Source organism: Pseudomonas sp. xss_2 (genome assembly GCF_043104195.1).
Lineage (GTDB): Bacteria > Pseudomonadota > Gammaproteobacteria > Pseudomonadales > Pseudomonadaceae > Aquipseudomonas > Aquipseudomonas urmiensis.
Map to the genome: position 1 here is coordinate 24,556 of NZ_JBICKL010000009.1, position 20,468 is coordinate 45,023.

General features: G+C 62.8%; 20 protein-coding genes. 6 read left to right on the forward strand and 14 right to left on the reverse strand.

Annotation, left to right across the window (positions count from 1 at the left end; translation table 11 throughout):
* The first annotated feature begins 59 nt into the window (after window positions 1-59).
* A complete protein-coding gene (locus tag ACF8K2_RS00925; RefSeq protein ID WP_392463067.1) occupies window positions 60-1,790 on the forward strand; it encodes a pilus assembly protein TadG-related protein in 1,731 nt (576 codons plus the stop codon).
* Here ACF8K2_RS00925 and ACF8K2_RS00930 read toward each other — a convergent pair.
* A complete protein-coding gene (locus ACF8K2_RS00930) occupies window positions 1,787-4,411 on the reverse strand; it encodes an ATP-binding protein (RefSeq protein WP_392463069.1) in 2,625 nt (874 codons plus the stop codon). The genes ACF8K2_RS00925 and ACF8K2_RS00930 overlap by 4 nt on opposite strands.
* Window positions 4,408-4,845 carry a TadE/TadG family type IV pilus assembly protein gene (locus ACF8K2_RS00935; RefSeq protein ID WP_392463071.1) on the reverse strand — a complete coding sequence of 146 codons (438 nt, stop codon included), beginning with the start codon at window positions 4,843-4,845 and terminating at the stop codon, window positions 4,408-4,410. The genes ACF8K2_RS00930 and ACF8K2_RS00935 overlap by 4 nt, the downstream gene beginning before the upstream one ends.
* Window positions 4,846-4,920: 75 nt before the next feature.
* Between ACF8K2_RS00935 and ACF8K2_RS00940 the strand changes: the two genes are divergently transcribed.
* Entirely contained in the window at window positions 4,921-5,391 is a 471-nt protein-coding gene (locus ACF8K2_RS00940) for a prepilin peptidase (RefSeq protein WP_186555509.1), read from the forward strand.
* A gap of 112 nt (window positions 5,392-5,503) precedes the next feature.
* Entirely contained in the window at window positions 5,504-6,286 is a 783-nt protein-coding gene (locus tag ACF8K2_RS00945; protein WP_392463073.1) for a response regulator transcription factor, read from the forward strand.
* 51 nt (window positions 6,287-6,337) lie between these two features.
* Here the strand turns inward: ACF8K2_RS00945 and ACF8K2_RS00950 are convergent, their stop codons facing one another.
* The 8 genes from ACF8K2_RS00950 to cpaB form a co-directional block, all read right to left on the reverse strand.
* On the reverse strand, window positions 6,338-6,592 hold the full coding sequence (locus ACF8K2_RS00950) for a DUF3613 domain-containing protein (protein WP_186555511.1): 255 nt from the start codon (window positions 6,590-6,592) through the stop codon (window positions 6,338-6,340).
* Between the two features lie 88 nt (window positions 6,593-6,680).
* Window positions 6,681-7,358 carry a tetratricopeptide repeat protein gene (locus ACF8K2_RS00955; RefSeq protein ID WP_392463075.1) on the reverse strand — a complete coding sequence of 226 codons (678 nt, stop codon included), beginning with the start codon at window positions 7,356-7,358 and terminating at the stop codon, window positions 6,681-6,683.
* A 13-nt stretch (window positions 7,359-7,371) separates the two neighbouring features.
* On the reverse strand, window positions 7,372-8,259 hold the full coding sequence (locus ACF8K2_RS00960) for a type II secretion system F family protein (RefSeq protein WP_312152763.1): 888 nt from the start codon (window positions 8,257-8,259) through the stop codon (window positions 7,372-7,374).
* Between the two features lie 2 nt (window positions 8,260-8,261).
* Window positions 8,262-9,143, reverse strand: a complete 882-nt coding sequence (locus ACF8K2_RS00965; RefSeq protein ID WP_392463077.1) for a type II secretion system F family protein — start codon at window positions 9,141-9,143, stop codon at window positions 8,262-8,264.
* The gene (locus ACF8K2_RS00970; protein WP_186555515.1) at window positions 9,140-10,396 is read right to left on the reverse strand and encodes a CpaF family protein; all 1,257 of its coding nucleotides are present in this window, start codon (window positions 10,394-10,396) and stop codon (window positions 9,140-9,142) included. The genes ACF8K2_RS00965 and ACF8K2_RS00970 overlap by 4 nt, the downstream gene beginning before the upstream one ends.
* Window positions 10,393-11,583 carry a pilus assembly protein gene (locus tag ACF8K2_RS00975; protein WP_392463079.1) on the reverse strand — a complete coding sequence of 397 codons (1,191 nt, stop codon included), beginning with the start codon at window positions 11,581-11,583 and terminating at the stop codon, window positions 10,393-10,395. The genes ACF8K2_RS00970 and ACF8K2_RS00975 overlap by 4 nt, the downstream gene beginning before the upstream one ends.
* Entirely contained in the window at window positions 11,580-12,824 is a 1,245-nt protein-coding gene (locus ACF8K2_RS00980; RefSeq protein WP_186555517.1) for a type II and III secretion system protein family protein, read from the reverse strand. The genes ACF8K2_RS00975 and ACF8K2_RS00980 overlap by 4 nt, the downstream gene beginning before the upstream one ends.
* An 18-nt stretch (window positions 12,825-12,842) precedes the next feature.
* Window positions 12,843-13,775 carry a Flp pilus assembly protein CpaB gene (cpaB, locus tag ACF8K2_RS00985; protein ID WP_392463082.1) on the reverse strand — a complete coding sequence of 311 codons (933 nt, stop codon included), beginning with the start codon at window positions 13,773-13,775 and terminating at the stop codon, window positions 12,843-12,845.
* 286 nt (window positions 13,776-14,061) lie between these two features.
* On the opposite strand from cpaB, the gene ACF8K2_RS00990 reads away from it, so the two are divergent.
* On the forward strand, window positions 14,062-14,244 hold the full coding sequence (locus ACF8K2_RS00990; protein WP_186555519.1) for a Flp family type IVb pilin: 183 nt from the start codon (window positions 14,062-14,064) through the stop codon (window positions 14,242-14,244).
* Window positions 14,245-14,295: 51 nt separating this feature from the next.
* Window positions 14,296-14,706, forward strand: a complete 411-nt coding sequence (locus tag ACF8K2_RS00995; RefSeq protein ID WP_186555520.1) for a response regulator — start codon at window positions 14,296-14,298, stop codon at window positions 14,704-14,706.
* Between the two features lie 10 nt (window positions 14,707-14,716).
* On the opposite strand, the gene ACF8K2_RS01000 is transcribed toward ACF8K2_RS00995, so the two are convergent.
* The 4 genes from ACF8K2_RS01000 to pbpC form a co-directional block, all read right to left on the reverse strand.
* Entirely contained in the window at window positions 14,717-15,292 is a 576-nt protein-coding gene (locus ACF8K2_RS01000) for a PIN domain-containing protein (protein WP_392463085.1), read from the reverse strand.
* Entirely contained in the window at window positions 15,292-15,765 is a 474-nt protein-coding gene (locus tag ACF8K2_RS01005) for a helix-turn-helix domain-containing protein (protein ID WP_392463092.1), read from the reverse strand. Before ACF8K2_RS01005 ends, ACF8K2_RS01000 begins: the two co-directional genes overlap by 1 nt.
* A gap of 163 nt (window positions 15,766-15,928) precedes the next feature.
* Entirely contained in the window at window positions 15,929-17,599 is a 1,671-nt protein-coding gene (locus ACF8K2_RS01010) for a ShlB/FhaC/HecB family hemolysin secretion/activation protein (protein WP_392463087.1), read from the reverse strand.
* Between the two features lie 113 nt (window positions 17,600-17,712).
* On the reverse strand, window positions 17,713-20,067 hold the full coding sequence (gene pbpC, locus ACF8K2_RS01015; protein WP_392463089.1) for a peptidoglycan glycosyltransferase PbpC: 2,355 nt from the start codon (window positions 20,065-20,067) through the stop codon (window positions 17,713-17,715).
* 59 nt (window positions 20,068-20,126) lie between these two features.
* Here pbpC and ACF8K2_RS01020 point away from each other — a divergent pair, with 59 nt between their 5' ends.
* Window positions 20,127-20,420, forward strand: a complete 294-nt coding sequence (locus ACF8K2_RS01020; RefSeq protein ID WP_186555523.1) for a hypothetical protein — start codon at window positions 20,127-20,129, stop codon at window positions 20,418-20,420.
* The last annotated feature ends 48 nt before the right edge of the window (window positions 20,421-20,468 follow it).

Here is a 20,468-nt window from a genome sequence, read left to right on the forward strand (position 1 = left end):
TGGCTACACTCCTTTGACCGCCGCCACGCTGTAGGGCCATGGCCGGCAAAGGAGTGCCCGTGGTTGTTCGTTCCGTTGTCCGCCAACGCGGCGCGATTGGCCTGATGGCCGCCATTACCCTGGGTATGGCGCTGTTGTTCATGCTGCTGGTGGTCGATAGCGGCCGGCTCTACCTGGAACAGCGCAAGCTCCAGCGCATCGCTGACATGGCCGCCCTGGAAGCGCTCAATGGCGGGGGCAGCTGTGTCGCCGGGGTCGCTGATGCCAATGCCCTGGCCCGTCGCGCGGCGCTGCGCAACGGCCATGCTGATTCTCCGGATAGAACCCTCTTGGTCGAATGCGGCAGTGTCAAAGCGGCGGCTAACGGTATCCGGGCATTCACCGTTGATCCGCAGCAGACCCAGGCCATCCGCGTCACCGCTACGCACCAGGTGGCGACCAGCATTGCCGCAGGTGTCTGGGCCCTGGCTGACGGCAACGGCCTGCAGAGCAAAACCCGCCTGCAAGCCCAAGCAACAGCGGGGCGCACAGGCCCGGCCTTGGCGCGACTGTCGATTCGCAGCAGCCTGCTGACCATCAACACGGCCAAGAGCGATCAACTGAACAAGCTGCTCGGCGCCCTGTTGGGGACACAGATCAACCTGGGCGTGGCGCAATGGCAGGGCTTGCTCGACGCTGATCTCAATCTGCTGCGTTTTCTCGACGCGCTCGCCATTGAGGCGAAAGTGGCCGCCGGCAACTACACCGATCTGCTGAACAAAACCTTGAAAGTGGGCGATGTACTCGAAGTCATGGCCGAAGTGGCCGCGCAGGACAATCCGCTGGTGAATGTCAGCGGCCTGGTGGATCTGGCCGTCGCAGGCAAGGATGCGGGCGGGATCGTCTTGGGCGAACTGCTCAACATCCAGAACGGCGGCACTAATGCAGGCCTGGATGCAACCTTGCAGGTGCTGCAACTGGTCCAGGGCACCATTCAGCTAGCCAACAGCAAGCACGCCGTAGAAACCACGCTGCCGGTCAGTGTGCTGGGGCTGGCGAACATCACCACGCGCTTGAAAATCATCGAGCCGCCGCAGTTCTCCGCCCTGGGCGATCCTTCGCTGGCGCAGGCCAACCCGATGGCAGCCGGGCAGATCTATGTGCGCACCGCGCAGACCCGGATTCTCATCCAGGTCAATCTCGGCCCGCTGCTGGGCGGACTGAACCTGGGCATCATCCAACTGGTGCCCAGCCCCAGCCTGGACGTAGGCTTGGAAGTGGCCAGCGCCAGCAGCCATGTACGCGGCTACGACTGCAGCAGCGCATCGAGCAAACGCCTGCGCGTGAAGAACGACGGCGCTGCCGCCAAGGTGATGATCGGCACCATCGACAACAGCAAGTTCTTTTCCAACCAGCCGGTAACCGCCAGCCCGTTGGTGCTGCTGCGCGTGCCGCTGCTGGGCCTCGATGTCGGCTTGGGCGCCAACTCGCCGGTGTTTTCCCAGGCGGAAACCTACGACTACCTCAAGCCGCCGAATATCGACCAGTCACCCCCGGCAAGCCGCACCATGGACACCAAGAACATCGTTGCCAGCCTGGGCGCGACGCTCGGTGGGCTGGAGCTTTCACCACAGATACCGCTGGTGAGCGCCTTGCTGAATATCATCACCGGGTTGATCGGTGGGCTGCTGGGCTCGTTGCTCGATCCGCTGGTCAACAACCTGCTGGCACTGCTGGGCATCGATCTCAACGCAGTCACCATCGACGCCCACCTCAGCTGCCAGAGCGGCCGGCCAGAGCTGCTGATCTAGGCACACGGCAAGCTGATGCAGAAACAGGCACCGCCATTGCGGTTGTCGACGCTCAAGCTGCCGCCCATGGCGGCCACGATGCCATGGCTTACCGACAAGCCAAGCCCGGTGCCGACACCGGCTGCCTTGGTGGTGAAGAACGGCTCGAAGATCCGCTCCAGTAGCAGTGGGTCGATACCACCGCCGTTGTCTTGCACCCACAGCAATACCTGCCCGGCTGTAAGGGTTTGGTGAATGCAGAGCTTGCCTTGGCCGCCGCGCTTGTCCAGCAGCGCGTCACGGGCGTTGACCATCAGGTTGATCAGCACTTGCTCCAACTGATCCGCATGGCCCATCACCTGCGGCTGATCGCTGGGCTGCTCAACCTGCAGGGTCACGCCCTTGCCTTGCAGCCCCTCCTCGAGCAGTGCCACCGCCCCCTGCACCGCCGACCAGGCGGCAAAGCGCGTGCCTTCGACCTCCGAGCGCCGGCCGAATACCCGCATGTGGTCCACCAGCCGCGCCGTACGCTCGATCTGTGCCTCGATACGCTGCAGCTTCTGCTCCAGGTAGGCCGGGTCTGCATCGCCATTTTGCAAACGCTTGAGCGCATTGGCCGTCGCCATGCGCATGACGTTGAGCGGCTGATTGATTTCGTGCAGCAAGCCTGTGGCCAACTCGCCCAAGGTGGCCATCTTGGCCCCCTGCAACAATTGCCGCTGACTACGCCGCACCTCGGTGTTGTCCCGGCCTACCGCCTGGACTTCCAGTAACCGGCCCTGTTCGTCGAACAGGCCGCGGTCGGCCCAGATCCACCAGGCATGCTCACGCCCAGGCAACTGCAAACAGATTTCCGCGCTGCTCATCGGCTGCTGCGGCGTCAGCGCTTGCAAGCGCTGGAGAAATTCATCGCGCTGACCCTGGGACATCCACTGGCCCAAGTTCATGCCGACTAGCTGCTCGGGGCTACAGTGCAGGTAATCGGCCAAGGGCCGATTGCCGAAAACCAGGCTCAAATCCGGACGGTAGCGGCAGATCATCGCCGGTGAATCTTCCACCAGCACCCGGTAGCGTTCCTCGCTCTGACGGACCCGTTCAGCCGCTTCGGTCGCCTCACTGACGTCCAGCCACAGCCCGACCACCTCCCGCGGTTGGCCAAGGTCGTCACGCAGCAGGCGCGCTTCATCGAGGATCCAGTGATAGCCACCAAGGCTGTCACGCAGACGCAAGCGACAGCGTACCTGGCCGTCGCGTAGCAGACTGCGGGTGCGCTGCAACCACAGGCCATGATCATCGGGATGCACCGCCAGCCCGGGCTGGCGCGCCTGCTCACTGTCGTTGGCCCATCCCAGCAGGGGCGTAAGGCTGGCGCTGTAGAACTCGCCCAGCAAGGCACCCTCGACGCAGCGCTGAACGTAGATCACCGCCGGAGAGCTGGCGATCAGGTTCTCCAGCCGCTCACGTGCAGCGCCGGCCTGCTGCTCTTGCTCCTTGAGCGCACTGATATCGAGTAGAAATCCGCGTAACTGGCCAGCGTGCAGTTGCCCTGCCCAATGCACCCAGCGCGGGACCTCGGCGTGCACCAAGCGCAGGCTGAGGTTCAGCTCGCGCCCTGCCCAGGCCTGTTCCAGGGCCAGCTGCGCAGGCTCGCGATCAGCGGGGTGCACAAGTGCCAGCCATTGCGCCTGGCTCAGCACGCGCGGCAAGCCAAGGCTGGCGGCTAGACTCGGGTCCAACTGCAGCGGCTCTTGTCGTGGCCATTGCCACCAACCGGCACCCAGCTGCCCTTGCAATTGATCCAGATGACACGCCAGGCGCTGCGCCTGGGCCTGATGCAAACGGCTCACCAACGGCTGGGCTAGCGCCTGCATCAACGGCTCTGCCGACTCCAGCTGCAACCTTTGCTTGACGCCAGCGCAGAGCAACCAGGCCTGCACCTGCGCGCCCTGCCGGTAAGGCAACAGGCAAAGCGTGGCACCGGCGCTACGAGTCAGCCAATCAGGGTAAGCACGCGTGTCGAGCAGCGCGTGCGGCGGTAACTGCTCCAACCAGGACTGCAGCCGCTGCTGCTCGGGCCAAGGCCAGTCATCACTGCTGGCGTAACTGCGCCATTGTCCGCCCTCATGCAGCATCAATCGCAACGACGCCGCTTGCCAGTGCTCGGCTAGCCGTTGCAACTGTTCGGTCGCTGCCTGCACCAGATGCGCCTCGCCGGCTTCGCGCAGGGCATCACCGATCTGAACCGCCAACTGATGTTCGGCATGCTCGTGACGGCCACTGTCACGCTCATGCAGCAGATCGCCGATGTCGAACAGTTGCAGCATCCAGCCCTCGCCCTGGCGTAGCAACCAGCCGCGGGTATGCAAGACATGGCCAAGCACGGTATGAAAATCCAGGTCCAAGGCCAACCCCTGCCAATCGGCAGGCTCACCTTCGAGCACCAGCCAGCTGTGTCGCTCTAGATAGTCATGGACCCGCGCACCGCTGTGGCTAGGCAAAGCCAGTGCGCTGCGCAGAGGGCCGGACAGACGTAATACCCGCGCCTGATCGTCCAGCCAGACCTGTAGCCCGATGGCCACCGGCGGCGCAGCTTCGGTGACAGGCAGTGGCGCTGTGCGCCAACGATCGAACAGGCCACTCACAGTTGCAAACTCGCTTGGGCCTTCAACTGCGCAGGCAGGCGTGGTACCTCACCGATTACCGGCAGCACCAACACCGGGACCACGGCGGTCAGGCGTTGCTTGGGGTAGGTGATCGTCACGGTCAGCAAGTCATCGACCAGGCTGACCTGGGTATCGTTGGCCTGGAAGGCCAACGACTTGGGCATCCACGCCAGTTGCTGAGCCACCACCTGGCGCGCCAGGGTCTGCGCCTGCGCCTGAAAGTTGGCCGTAGCCGGATCGAGCGCCACGCAGCGGCGCACCGCCTCACTGCTGGCCTGGTTGAACGACTGCAACATGAGCATCGGCAGCGCATAGCTGACCAGGCCATAGAACACCGCAAAAAACACCATGAATACCGCGACAAATTCGATGGCTGCTGCGCCTTTTTGCCGTCCTGCCAGGCCTACTTGCATGATCGCGTCTACCCTGACTATGAAACCTGAATGACAGCATAGAACCGTTCAACGAATAGGGATGGCAATTTGCCAATGCACAGCATTGTTCTCTTGATGTGGCTTGCCTTGTGTACTGAACAAGATGTCCGTGAACGGCAGATTTCCAACACCCTGACGCTGGGTGCTGCCGCTTGCGCCCTGGCCTGGCTATTCGCCACCGGTCACAGCTGGATCGGCGCCGAGCCCAGTGATGCGGGCTGGGCGCTGGCCATCGTCATGCTGCTCACCCTGCCTGGCTACATGCTTGGGCGCTTTGGCGCGGGCGACGTCAAGTTGTTGGGCGCGCTGGCGCTGGCGACCAGTCATCAATACGTGCTCGGCACCTTCATCGGTGCCGGCATTGCCGTGCTGCTGTGGATGCTCAGCCGACGCCGGCTATGGACCTTGCTCAACCCCAAGGTCAAGAAACGCCTACAAGTCCTGGCCGAACAGGTCGGCGACAAGCAGCCCTTCGCTCCCTATGTACTGGTGGGCTTTTTATTGACCGCGGTATGGATCCAATGAGTGACCATGCGGTCGGATAACTTGTACAGCCCTTGTACATAACCGCAAAGTGCGACTACTTTCTTAAGCGTCAGTGTGTCTGGCACGGGAGCGGGGCGAATCGAACAGGGAGTTGATCGTGAACAAGACCGTGAGTGAGGTGAAGATCCTGGTTGTCGATGACCAGGCGGTAATTGTCGAAGAATTATGTGAATTTCTCGAAAGCCAAGGCTATGTGTGCTTTGCCGCCCACTCGACTGGCGAAGCGATCGAACGCTACCAAGCCGAAGAGGCAATCGGCCTGGTGCTTTGCGATTTGCATATGCCCGGGCGCGATGGCATCGAACTGGTCCGGGCGCTGAAAGAGATTGCTGGCCGCCAGCGCATGTTCGAAGCGATCATGCTCACGGGCCGCGCCGACAAACAGGATGTGATCCGTGCCCTGCGCGAGGGGTTTGCCGATTACTATCAAAAGCCGATGGACCTCAACGAACTGCTCGAAGGCGTACGTCGTCAGGAGCAGGCGCTGCTGGAGCGGCGGCGCAATTTCCGCGAGCTGGGCAGCCTGAACCAACGCCTGCAATATCTGGCGGACTCCATCGACGACCTTTACCAGGATCTGGAAAAGGCCCGCGGCCAAGGTGTGCACCGACGCGCCACCGATGCCGAAGAGCCAGAGGGTGAACTGCCGGCAGTGTTCGAGAAACTCTCGCCACGTCAGCTGGAAGTGGCCAAGCTGGTCAGCAAGGGCAAGACCAATTACCAGATCGCCTGTGAGCTGGGCATCACCGAGAACACTGTGAAGCTGTATGTGTCGCAGGTGCTGCGCCTGACCCACATGCACAACCGCACCCAGCTGGCGCTGGCCCTGACGCCACGCTCATCACCCCTGCACCAGCGTTTTACCACCCACTAGGCTCTGTACGAACTGCTTCCTCACTCGCCCATACTGCGTTGAAACGGGGCTCTAGTTGTTCTCAGTGCTGATCTTCACCCAGCGGAAATGGTCGGGGATCGGGTACTTGTAGGTTTCCAGCCAGCGGTACATCGATTGGTCGCGCTCGCTGGCGGTTTGCCGCTGGAGCTTGGTCGAGGCTTGCTGGTTGCTCGATTGCACGCGCAACAGGGCTTCGGTAGCGGTTTGCGCTGGCGGCTGGCGTGGCGGTTCTTCGGCCACTGCTGCCAGGGGAATGCAGGCCAGGAGAATTAAGGATCTGAGCATCGGAAAGTGCCTCCTGTTGCGTGGATTGGGGCCGCTTTGCGGCCCATCGCAGCCAAGCCAGCGCCTACAGGGTTCGCTGGCCGTTCCTTCAACTGACCGGCAGAGCACCCCGCCCGGTCGACTTCAACTGCTTGGCGCGCGCCTGGGCCTCGGCAAACTGCGCAGGCTTGAGCCGCAGGCGGGCCACCAGATCTGCCGCCTGCTGCCAGTTGTCCTGCAGCAACGACAAGGCCACCAGGTTGACCGCCGGCAGTGGGTTGTCATCCTTGAGCTCGATCGCCGTCAGAAACTCAAAGCGCGCCTGCTCATGATCGCCAAGGTTCATCAGCACCACGCCCAAGTCGTTACGCACCTTTTCGTCGGTCGGCGCCAGGCGCACAGCCCGCTGCAAATTGCGCAGGGCCTGGGCGTCGTCTCCGCGGGCCGATGCCAGCTGGCCAAGGCCGTGCTCGCCTTCAGAGGCCAGGCAGCCGCCGAGCAGGCTGCGGTACAGCGGCTCGGCCTCGCTACGCCCGAGCAGGCGCAGGACCTTGGCTTTGCGCAGGCGCACCTGGTCGAGTTCATCTGGCAACTGCTGCAAATGCGCAAGGCTGGCATGCGGGCGGCCGTCGTTGAGCATTTCATCCGCCAGGTTCAGGGCCAACTGCTGGTCAGCGTCGGGCTTACCGCATGTGTTGCCAGCGAACACCTGCGCCAGGCCCTGCGGCGAGTGCCCGGCGCAACCGCTAAGCAGCAACAGCCCCAGGGCTATCAATATTGATCTCATCCCCACCCTCCCCTCACGATCCCAAGGCTCGCGCCAACGCGGTCAAGCCAGGCCCGGCCAAGACAATCAGCAGGGCCGGAAACAGAAATATCATCATCACCGCCGACATCTTCGCCGACATCTTCGACACCCGCTCCTGCAAACGCGTCATCCGCCGGTCATCGAGCAAGGTCTTCAGGGCTTGCAGCGACTTCATCGCCCCACTGCCCTGCACCAGTAGCTGGCGCAGGATCACGCAGGTGTCGATCAGCTCATCGACCGCCAGCAGTTTCGCAGTCTTTTCCAGCTCAGGCGCCAGCGCCAGGCCGGAGTCCACCCGTTGCAGGACCAGGCGCAGCTCTTCGCTGATCTCCGGCACCAAGGTACGCCCTTCGTGACTGAGCACCCGCAGGGCTTGCTCGACGGCCAGGCCGGTTTCAAAGAGGATGCGCAACAAGGGAATCAGCAAGCTCACTTCCAAGGCGATGCGCTGTTGACGACGCGCAGCCGCCAGCGCCAGCAGGCGCTTGGGCAGTAGATAGCCGACCCCCAAAGCACACAACGGCAGCACCAACCAATGGCCAGTCCAGGCGCCCATCAATCCGTGTTGCAACAGCAGCGTCAGGCCCACTGCCAGTAGCGGCAGCCCCAACTGGACAGCGGCAAACAGCGCTCGCTGGCGACTGCGCCGCCAACCCACACGATCGAGCAGTGCCTGGGTTTCGCCATCGAGCCGCTGCAAGCGCCGCCCCAGGTTGCTGCTGCCTAGCCAGTGCAGCCAGTCGCCCAACCGCTCCTCGCGTGCCAGCTGACCTTGCAAGCGCCGCGCGATCAGCAAACGTCCGCGCAACTGCTTCAAGGCCTGCATGCCGAGCAAGGCGAATCCAGCCAGCAGGAACACCGCGCAGATCAGCCAGGCCATGTTCACAGGCTCCTCATCATGCGCCATAGCACCAGGCAACCAAGCGCCTGGAAGGCAAAGGCCAGTAACAGCAGCATCTGCCCCTGGCTGTCGCGCCACATACCCAGCAAGTAGCCGGGGTTACCGAGCAGGAAGTAGCCGACCATGCTCAACGGCAGCGCCCCGAGAATCCATGCCGTGACCCTGGTTTCACCGGTCAAGGCCTTGAGCTGGCGCGTGCCTTGTTCGCGCTCGCGGATCAGCTTGATCAGGTTCTCCATCAACTCGCTGGCATTGCCGCCATACTGCTGGTTGATCCGCAGACCAAGGGCGAACAGGCGCATTTCGTCCTGGTCATAGAGTTCGGCCAGCTCGCTGACCGCTACCTCCAGCGCTACGCCCAGGCGGACATTGCGCCGCACCCGCTCCATGGCCGAGCGCAGTGGTTCGCGAGTGCCATCGATTCCGCCCAGCACCGAATCGTTCAACGTCCGCCCAGCCTTCAAGCTACGCACGCTGTAGTCCAACAGGCCCGGCAGTTGCTGGATGATCTGGCGCACGCGCAGCCGATATCGCCAGCTCAGGTACAGATAGCCCAGCGCAGGCACACACAACAGCACCATCAAGCCGAACGCCCAGCCAGAGGCCAGCAGGCCAGCCATGACCAATCCGCCCCACGCCAGCAGCCATGGCCTGGAATTGAACGCCCCAGTATCCAGGCCCGCCCGTTGCAGCAGCGGGTCGAACCATTCACGCCGCGCCTTGCCGCTACGCACCGAGCGATAGGCGCGGCCCAGGCGCTGCAGAATGCGCTCCTCGCCGCGCTTGTACAGGGCCAGGCGAAACAGCAGCAGGGCGACGCCGAGCAACAGCGGCGACAGCGCCAGCAGCAGGGCGCCAGTCACAGCACACCGTCGTTGCGCAACTTGGCGCCAGCCGGGTTCGGTGCTTCGCGCAAAAAGCTGGTGCCGCCGCGGCGGTCGAGACGAAACAGCGTGTTGGTCACGTACACATCGTCGCGCACCCCCACCACTTCCAGCACTTCGCTGACGCAGCGACGGCCATCGGCCAGCCGCGTCAGCTGAATCACCACATCGAGCGCGGCGCAGATCATCTGGCGCAAGGTCTTCTCGGCGATCTGCCGGCCGCTCAGACCGACCAGGGTTTCCAGGCGCAGCAAGGCGTCCTGGGCGGTGTTGGCATGCACGGTGCTCATCGAGCCATCATGACCGGTGTTCATCGCCGTGAGCACATCGAGCACTTCGGCGCCGCGGATCTCACCCAGCAGGATGCGATCCGGGCGCATCCGCAAGGCGTTGCGAATCAGCTCGCTGGCCTTGATCTCACCATGCCCCTCGACGTTCGGCGGGCGCGTCTCCAGGCGTACCACATGAGGGTGATTGAGCTGCAGTTCAGCGACGTCTTCGATGGTCACCAGGCGCTCCTGCGGGGCAATCATCAGACTGAGGATATTGAGCAAGGTGGTCTTGCCGGTCCCGGTGCCGCCACTGACCAGAATATTGCAGCGCCGCCCCACCGCGCGTTCAAGAAAGTCGAAGATGGCCTGATCGATCGCCCGGGTCGCGAGCAGGTCGGCACTCTTGAGCATGTCGCGGCGAAATTTTCGGATCGACAGGCACGGCCCGTCCAAGGCCACCGGCGGGATGATGGCATTGACCCGGCTGCCATCGGGCAGGCGCGCATCGACCATCGGCGAAGACTCATCCAGGCGCCGCCCCAAGGGCGCCAGGATGCGTTGCATGACCCGCTCGACATGGTGCGCGTCGATAAAACGCAGGTCCGTCAGCTGCAACAAACCGGCGCGTTCGACGAACACCCGGTGCGGGCCGTTGACCAGAATTTCGGTGACGCTGGGATCGCGTAGCAGTACCTCAAGTGGGCCATAGCCGGTCAGTTCGTCGACCAGCTCCTCGGCCATGCGCTCCATTTCGTAACGCGACAGGGCCAGGCGCATACGCGCCACATAGTCGCCAACCTGCTCGAAGACGAACTGCGTCAGGGCTGGCCGGGCACCTTCGAGCAAGTTGCGCCCGCTGTCCTCGATGCTGTCGATGACGTGCCGGTGCAAGGCGCGCTTGAGCGCTTGCGGCTCAGCCGCAGCATGGCGTTGACCGCCAAAAGGTTCGTCGCCGCTCATTTGCTCCCCCACAGGCGTCGCAGCCAGGTCAGCGTGGGCGTTTCAAGGCTTTGCGAACGCTGCGCCAGGCGCTCGCCCAGGCCCTGCAAGGCTTGTGTCAGACTTTCGCGCGGGGCCAGTTCGAACAGGCTCAGGCCTTGGTTCTTGGCATTCAGACGCACCTCAGGGCTGTACGGCATGACTTTGAGCAACGGCAACCCATAACGTTTGGCCAAGGCCTCGGCGTCTGGCGCGACATGCTTGAGGTAGCGGTCAACCAGCAAGCTGGCGTGTTCCAGCTTGATCCCGCGGTCGCGCCATTGATCGAGCACTTGCAGGTTGCGCCGGCAATCGAGGATGTTCTGATCGGTGTAGAGAATCAGCTTGTCGCAATGGCTGACGATAGTGCGCAACGCTTCACTGTCGGTCTGCCCGGTGAGGTTGAGGACAATGTGCTGGAAGTGCTGGCGCAGCGCGCTGAGCAACATGTACAGCTCGGCGGCACTGGTCTTGCGCAGCGGGTCGTCGGCCTCGGCATAGGCCAGAATGCGCAGGCCGCTCTTGTCGCGGGTGAACGCGCTGTCGATCAACGTGGCGTCCAGCCGACGCAAATGGCGCAAGGCATCGCCGAAGAAGAACGACGCTTCCAAGCCCAGCAAGGCCAGACTGTCGCCACGCGGCAAACCGAGGTCGAGCAGCAGGGTCTGTTGGCCGCTGTCCTGCACCACCCGCGCCAGATGAGTGGTCAGCAGCGCACCGTCGGCACCGCGCTGGGCGCCGTAAAGCACGGTCAGGCCACCCAGGCTGGGGTTGCTGGTCACCGCTGGCAAGCGCTTGCCCAAACGCCGGACCAGGCCAGCCACCTCGCTGGCCCGCGAGCCGTAAGCAACGAAGTCGCGAGCGCCAGCACGCATGGCATGCAGCACCAACTGGTTGTCCATGCCATCGCCGAGGGCGACGATCGCCAACATCGGCTTGGCCTCCAAAACGCCTTCGATCAAGGCGCACTGAGTGACCAACTGCTCGCGGTCCAAGCCAATGAACACCAGGTTGCTGAAGGTCACGTCGACCAGCGCCAGCAACTCGTCGAGGCTGCCGCCACTGGCGCCGATCACCTGGCCCTGCTGGGCCAAAGCGCCCTGCAACCAGTTGAGGTCTTGCTCGTTGCGGGTGATCGCCAGGTACGTCTGGTTGAGGCTCTCGTTCATCGTGATAACCCACTGCGGCCATCGAAATTGCCGTTTTCCAGGAAGAACAGCTGGCCCCAGCTGGGGTCGTAGGTGCGCAGGTGCTCACCCGGCAGTTCGGGCAGGCGGGCGTTGGCAGCCAGTGGCTGGACCAAGTGCGGGGTAACAATCATCAGCAGCTCGGTCTCATCGCGGACCAAGGCCGACTGGCGAAAGAACGCGCCCAATATCGGCAAGCTGCCCAGCCCGGGCAGACGGTCTACCGAAGAGCGGGTGTTGCTGCTGATCAAACCGCTGATGATGAAGCTCTCGCCGTCGGCCAGGGAGATGCTGGTATCCGTGCGGCGCACGCTCAAGCCAGGCACCTGGGTACCGGCGATGGTCACCGCATTGTTGTAGTCCAGCTCGCTGACTTCCGGTGCCACCTTGAGGGTAATGCGGTCGCGACTGATCACCGTCGGGGTCAGGGCCAGGCGTACGCCGAACTCCTTGTACTCGATCGAGACGTTGTCACTGCCAGCACTGGGCACCGGGATAGGAATCTCGCCACCGGCCAGGAAGCTCGCGGTAAGGCCGCTGAGCACGGTCAGGCTCGGGCGCGCCAGGGTGTAGGCAAAGCCGCTGTTTTCCAGCGCGTTGATCGCAGCCAGGAAGCGGCTGCTGCCGCCGCCCCAGACGATATTGAACACACTGTCATCAAGCGGTATGGCAGGACGCGCGATAGGCACGTTGCCCGGGGTGACAGCGGTATTGGGCACGGTATTGGGCGAGCCGATCAGGCTGTTGTTCGAGCCCTTGAAGAACAACCGCGCGCCGGCTTCCTTGTATTTGCTCCGGCGCACCTCGACGAAACGGATATCGGCCTGCACCTGGGTCGGCAGTTGCTCATCCTGCGAAGGCAGCAGCGCGTCTTCGGCCATGTCGGCACTGGCCCTGCCCTTGACGAACAGCATCGCCCGATGCGGCGAAGGGGCGCAGGCGGTCCACAGCATCAAGGTGGTGCTCCCCGGCCCCACTGCAGTGAGCAGCACCGCACGCTCGCCACTCGCCTGGACATCGGCGACCTTTGGCTCGCCCACCGCCACCCGGCTGATAGTCACCGGCAGGCGCAGCTCTTGTTGCAGGCCCTGGTCCATCTCGATCACCGAGGGCAAGTCGGCAAACGCCGCACAGCCCTTTTCCGCCGCCTGTGCCATGGGCAGGCTCGTTATCAGCGACAGGGCGAGGCACAACGGGGTGAATATCCGCGCGGAACTACGCATGGCTGCATCCTTGCTGGGTCAGGGTGTCTTGGCTGAATCGTTACTCTGGGCGCCGCGAATGATCTGCATACCTGGGTTGCCAGCCGCAGGTGCGACGTTAGCGATAGGCACCTGGGACAATTGGCTAAAGCGAAACAGATCGCGACTGGCAGTTTCGACCTGGGGCTTGGCCTGTGGATTGGCCCAATAGCCCGCCAGCAGCTGCTCATCGGCGCTACGCACGGCCAAGCGCAGGGTGCCGGCCTGGGCTGCCAGCATCAGGCGGCTGGCGAAGGCTTCAGGCACGGCCAAGGCCACGGTGCGATTGCCAGTGCCGATCGGGTCACGCCGCCCCTGCTGCTCTTCGGCGGTTTGCGCCGGGCGGCCGTCATTGGCCAAGCCCGTCTGCTCACCGACGCTCAATACCCGCAGCGCAGGCAAGATGACCTGGGCGGAGGACTGCGGGTTGTGGTTTTCTTCACGCAAGAACAGCAGCACATCCACATAGTCGCCGGGGCGCACCTGCCCTGCCGCGCCAACGACATCATCGACTGCCACAGCCACCGCCCGCTCGTGGCTGCGGATCATCCGCGCCAGCGGGCCACCTGATTGGAAGCTGTGTTCGTCGAGCCAAGCCCCTTGAGCCAAGGCGCGCTCACTGCGCCGGCCAAGCACTTGCTCGATGTGCTGGAAAGCGCCCTGAGGCACCACCTGCAAGCGCTCGATTAGCAGATCGTCTTCGCTCAGAGGGGTATTGGCGGCCACGTCGCGGCGCAACACGACGATGGGCGAGCGGCGCGGTTCCTCCACCTGAATCGGTGCCGGAGCGGTTACTGGCTGAGCCGTCACCTCGACACTCGGCGGCGCAACGACGGGTGCGGGCGGTCGACTCAGCACCAACCCCCAATACCCTGCAAGCAATGCCGCAACCAGAAACAGCCCGGCAAGGATCATGGTCAAGCGACTGCTCATTACCGCTCTCCCGCACCTGAAACCCATGATGGCAAAAAGTAACTATTTCGCTATTACACGGTAGTTCAGAGCGGCTAAATCGCCATGAGCGATACTAAGTTTTTCCAGCCATGAATTTGACGCTGAGACAAAACAGGCGCTTAGCGTCGCTGAACCAACCTAATACTTTGTAATTAATGCCTTCTTACATTTGCACTCCGGCGTAGCTTGACGATTCTGTGATAGCAAAGGGGCATCACCGCATTACGCCCCACAAACCGGCGCCGCCCGCGCAAGGAGATGTGCCATGTTGCTGCTCAAGATCCTCATCCACTGCCAGAACTTCCTGCAACGCAAGGACGGAGCCTCCGGTATCGAATACGCAGTCATTGCGGCAATGGTTGCCGTAGCACTGGCGGCCTTCGTCGATCCGATCTCCGCACAGATCAAAACCATGATGGGCACCATCCAGACCGCCATCACGCCTTGATCGAAAGCCGCACACGCATGCCCTGCGCTACCTACCCGTCAGGAGCCGACGATGCCAACCTCTTCCTTGCGTCAACAGATCCTTCTAGTCGACGACGAGGAAGAGGCACTGCTCGAACTTGCCGAATTATTGGAAAACGAAGGTTTCAAGTGCCACACCGCCACCTCAGTCAAAGCCGCACTGCAGCAACTCACGCGCTACCCTGACGTCGCCTTGGTCATCACCGACCTGCGCATGCCCGAAGAAAGCGGCATCGGCCTGATCAAGCGCCTGCGCGACCACACCTCCCGCCAACACCTGCCGGTGATCGTCATGTCCGGGCATGCCGATCTGGAAGATGTCAGCGACCTGCTGCGCTTGCAGGTACTGGATCTGTTTCGCAAGCCGATCTTCCACGCCCGCCTGCTGGAGACGCTGGAGAACCTGTTTCCCACACCGAGGATGCAGGTGGTTCGCCAGTAACGTACATCGCTCAGATGAGCATGGCGTAGCCACGCAACATGCCCGCCGTTTGGGGCAACCCCTGCTTGAGTAAACACTCGATCAGGGCGTAAGCGGTATAGGGCGAGCGCACCAGGGCTTGGCGCATTTCAGCTACCGCAGCGAGTACCGCAGCTTGATCCAGGTCCCAAAGATCCATGATGAACTCATCAGGATGCTGCGCTTGCACATCGAACGCATCGAGCTTCGAGGACGGAAAATCCTTCAAATTAAACGTGACGATGATTTCCGCGCTGCTTCTGATGGCGGCAGCCAGAACATGAGCATCATCCGGATCTGGCAGCTCGATCGAGTCGAGGAGTTGTTCATGGCCTTTAACTAAAGCATCGGGAATCGCGGCCTCCATTAGCCTAGATACCCGATCGAGTTGTTCCCTGCTCAGGTCCTCCCTGTTGCGTAGAAGGTTACGCTTCCACTCTTCGTCGATTTGCTGCGACCATCGCGCTCTGAAAAGCTCTTTTCCAGCCAGCCTCAGCAGCAGATCGCGAAGCGGGGCTGGGTAAAGCACACAAGCATCGTAAATAACTGTGAAAGGCGATGTGCCCATCAATAGCCCAACCCAAGCTCTTCAGACAGGCTCGTCAACTCATTCAAGGCCTTGTGTCTGGCGTCATCACGCTGTTGCTTGTAGGCCATAAGGTCGGAAAAAAACACTCTTCGATGGCGGCCAGCCTTGTGGTGAGGCAGTGCCCCCTCCTCCAGCAGCTTGACCAGATGAGGCCGTGAAACACTCAGTAAGTCTGCGGCTTCCTGAGTAGTCAGTTCGGCATGAACCGGCACCACACGTACGGAATTTCCTAGCGCCAGTTCACCCAATACATCCATCAGCAAGCGCAAAGCGCTCGTCGGCAATTCAACTGCATGTGCCTTGTTTTTCTCATCGTAGATTTCGATTCGCTGCATATCTTCTTTGGTGCAGAGAAATGCGGCGAGCGCTCGCTGCCCCTGTACCGCTGCAGCGATCTCTCGAGCCTGTGGAAAGTCAGATTTGCGGGATATGCTCATGACTGTATTTCCCATTGCCATGCCAATATCACCTGACTCTAATCGAAATAAACGAAAACTCAACTCCAATCTCCTCGGCAAGGGCAACCCGCTGGCAACGCTTCCAAGGGTAAGAACAAACATCTGTTGGGGCTATCAGACGACGTTCGACAGAGTGCGTCAGGCGTTTCTCTGAAACTCACAACTGCCAACTGAAACTCAAGGTCATCCGCGGCCGCCGATCGAGGCTGTCCAGGGCGATGTCCGATAGCGGCTTGGCGACTTCCAGGGCAACGTTGTAGTAGCGCGCATCACCCAGCCTCACGCCGAGCGCTGCCGATGACAGGCGTGCCTCGCGGATATCAACCTCGTTGAACCAGGTGCGGGCGGCGTCCACCACGACGTAGGGTTGCAGCACCTTCACCCAATGGCCTTCTCGCTTGAAGCTGTAGTTCAGCTCATAGGCCACACCCCAGCCCTTGTCGCCCCAGGCTTGATCACTGGGGTAACCACGGCCGAAGCCCTGCCCACCAAACACCACGCGCTCGCTGTCTGGCAGGCTGTCACCGCTCCAGGACAACGCCGCCGAAGCCACGCCTTGCCAGTTGTCGAACCACTGATCACTCTGCAACGCAGACAGGCGCAGACGGAGAAAGTCCAAGTCATAGTCGGCATTGGTCCGCGCCCCGAAATAGTCCAACCCCTGGTACACGCCGGCGCTGACAATCCGCAGGCGGCCAGGGTCGGCCTGGCGCCAGTCGCCCTCGAAGGACAGCGCACGCAGGTGGGTCTGGCTATCTGACTTCAGCCCAGAGCCAACCCGCTGGTAGTCGATCCGGTCCTTGACCACATAGAAGCGTCCAACCACGTCCAGCCATTGCCTGGGCGAGGCGACCAGGGTTTGGCTGATACCGACCGAATAGCGATCAGTCTCGCGCTGCTGGGTTAGATCGATGCCATTGTCCAGGCGTACCCGCGTATTGGACTCGCTGCGGTAGCGCGCAGCCGAAAGCAGCAGGCGGCTGCCCTCGCCATCCAGGTACTGGCCATAATCCAGCCGGCCATAACGACTCTCATCCTCTCCAGGTGGCACCCGTACGCTGGCCGAGAGCTGTTCGGCGAAGCGGGTTTGCCCATTGCTGGTCAGCGCAATCAGCGCTTGTGGATCATCGCGACTGCCCTCGACGACCTGCACGGAAGTGCTGAGCGGTTTGCGCGAGGCCTGGGCGACCAGCCGCGCAGCGCCATCAGCGCTCGCTGGCGCAGCCAAGTGCGCGGCAAAGCTCACTCCCGGGATGCGATTGATCAGGCTGGTATAGCGCTCGAAGGTGGTCCGGGTCAGCGGGCGCTCGGCCTTGAGCTTGCCCATCAGGGTGTCCAGGTAGGTGGCAGCCGGACCGATATCGCCCTCTATCTGGTAATCACGGATATAACCTTCCACCAGCACCACGCGCACCCGGCCATCGGCAAAGTCCTGGGGTGGCAGGTAGGCGTATGAGAGCAGGTAGCCATCCTGCTGATAGCGCTGGGTCAAGCGCTGGGTGAACTCGACCAGTTCGCCCAACGTGACCCTGCGACCGATCAATGGCCGGTAATGCTCGCGCAGATCACTCAAGGGGAACACCGTACCGCCCTCGAAGCGGACCTTGCGCAGCTCGAACCGGCTGCTCAGGGGCAGTGCATGTGGCTGACCGACAGCTATCGGCGCAACGTGCATTACCGGCACGTTAGGACGATAGGCGTCGACCGGCACATTCGCGCTGGGTAGGCGTCGCTCGATGTCGTTGCTGTTGAGAAAGCTGGGCAAAGGCTGGGCCCCGGCCAGCCCCGCCCAGGACAGCATCAGCAGGGACACGACCAGAGGGCGCATTCGGACACTCCATGATCCCGTGGATAAGGGCCGCAAGTGCCGCCCCGTCACGTGCAAAGCCTAGGCGCTGGCCCAGTAAACGTCGAACCTTGTACGCGCCTGGCGCCGGTGAATCATTCGCTGACCTGGAACTCTACCCGCGCCGTCTCGCCGCTCTCGTCCAAGGCACTGAGTTCGATGCGCCCGGCCTGTTCGAAACGCAGCAGCATGCTGTCCTGCCCGCGGGTTTCACCCAGCGGCTGGCCATTGACGAACCACCAGCGCAGGCCAGCGCCACCTAACGCCGAAACATGCAGCTGCAAAGGCTCGCTGCTGGTCGCCGGGCGACGCAGGTTATCACCGGGGCGAACGCCGACGATCGACAGCGGTGGCGCGCTGGCCGGAACCTGCGGCGGGCAGGCTGGATCGACTAGCGGCAGACGCGCTGCACGCCGCTCGACCCGGGCCAGCCAAGGTTCCAATGGGGCCGGCCAGAGGGCGATGTCCTGCGCCTTGGCACCGGCGCAGCTGGCATCGACACGCAAGCCTTGGTCATTGACCCAGACGGTTTCGCGCAGGCTCAAGCCCAACGGCTGGTCAGCCGCCTGCAAGGTCGGCGGGGTGGTGTTGTCGAGGGTCCAGGCAAAGCGTTGGCGCCGGCAATTGGGGTCTTGCCGATTCATCGGCTGGCCCAACGGCCAGCAGATCGCGGCAACGCCCACCGACGCTGGCACCTGCTCGACTGGCGCACTGATACCTCGCTGGGCGTCGCGATTGCTCAACAGGTCATGCACTTGCAGCATCAAGGGCGCCGCCGAGGCCAGGCCGAACTGGCCAGGCACCGGAGTGCCATCGGGGCGGCCAATCCACACCCCGATCAAATATCGTGGTCCTACCCCTACCGCCCAGGCATCACGAAAGCCGTAGCTGGTGCCGGTCTTCCAGGCCAGCTGCGGGCGCTGTACCAGTTCTGCGTGCGGGTCGCGGTCCGGGCGCGCCTGGCCACTGAGAATACGCCGGATAATCCACGCCGCCCCAGGTGAGAGCAATCGGCGCTCCAGCAGAGGATCCTGCGGTTGCAGCCGAATACGCGCACTGTTCCCGGCGCGGGCCAGGGCCGCATAGCCGCCGACCAGGTCTTCCAGACGGCTGCCAGCACCGCCCAGAATCAGCGACAGGTTCGGTTCGGCCAATGGCGGCAGTATCTGCGGCATGCCGCCCATGCGCAGTTGCGCAGCGAACCGCTTAGGACCGTAGGCCTCCAGCAATTGCACCGCCGGCAGGTTGAGCGACAGGGCCAAGGCTGAGCTGGCCGAGACCGGCCCGCTGAAGCCCATGGAGAAGTTGCCCGGGCGGTAGTCGCCATAGCGCCGCGGTACGTCCTGCAACAGCGATTCGGAATGGATCAGACCGTCATCCAAGGCCATGCCGTAAAGGAACGGCTTGAGCGTCGAGCCGGGCGAGCGCAGCGCGTGAACCATATCGACATGGCCGAAGCGGCGCTCGTCGGCGAGGTCGATTGAACCCAGGTAGGCGCGCACCGCCATGGTCTGCGAATCGACCACCAGGATCGCCGCCGAGGTGCGTTCGGGCAGCCGGGCGCGCCAGCCCAGCAGCAAATCTTCCAGACGCCGCTGCAACGAGGCATCGACGGTGGTGCGAATCAGCGGTGGGCTGTTGGCGCTATTGAGCCTTCGCGCCAGCAGCGGAGCCAGCGCCGGTTCCTGGCGCGGCGCCAGCAGCAAGGGCTCCTCGCGCGCCTCATCGACCTGTTGCGCGGGCCACACCTGATACTCGGCCAAGCGCTGCAGGACTTTGTCGCGAGCCGCCTGGGCCCGTTGCGGATGGCGGTCTGGGCGTAACCGGCTGGGCGCCTGCGGCAACACCGCAAGCATGGCCGCCTCCGCTGGCGTGAGGTGTTTGGGGGATTTGCCCAGATACGCCCAACTGGCCGCCGCCACGCCTTGCAGGGTGCCGCCAAACGGTGCTCGATTGAGATACAGCTGGAGGATCTCGCGCTTGGACAGGTGCCACTCCAGCTGCAATGTTCGCCACAGCTGGCGCGACTTGCCCAGCAAGGTGCGCTCGTGCGGGTCGAGCAAGCGCGCCACCTGCATCGACAAGGTGCTGCCCCCGGATACCACCCGGCCACCGCTGAGGTTAAGCCAGGCCGCGCGCACCAGCGCCAGCGGATTGACCCCGGGGTGGCGGTAGAACCAGCGGTCTTCGTAGGTCAGCAGCGCCTGCAAATACAGCGGCGACACCTCATCGGGGCTGATGGGATAACGCCAGACGCCATCGGCATCGGCAAAACGCCAAAGCGGCGTGCCATCCTCGGCCAGGACCACCCGCGCCAGGTCATCGGCGGGCATCGGCAATGGCCAGATACGATCGGCCAACCACAGCAGGCCCATCGCCAGCAGGCAGCCCACCACAATGCCGCGCAGTAGCCGTCCCGCACGGCTATGTGGGCGTACTAAGCTTGGCATCGGGAACCGACCTGGCCAGGTGATGGCCAAAGCCTTGGATTGATCATCAGGAAGCGATTATGCATGTAGAAGGTTTTTTCGATTGGCTGGGCCAGGCATTGGGCGCGTTGATCCGCTTTATCGTCGACGCATTGAGCGGGCTGTTCAACCTGCTGGCCAATGCCGGCGGCAACTTTATCGATGGTCTGGCGCGCACATTGGGCATGGACACCTCGTTGGTCAGCATCCTGGCCCTGATCGTCGGCCTGTTGCTGCTGTACTCGGCGATCCGCGCTTTCATGCGCGCTTCGATCATCCTTGGGATCATCTGGTTGGTGTTGGGGTTGTGGGTGCTGAGCTGGATCATTCATTGATCCAGGATCGGTCCTCATCGCGGGGCAAGCCCGCTCCTACATGGGCCT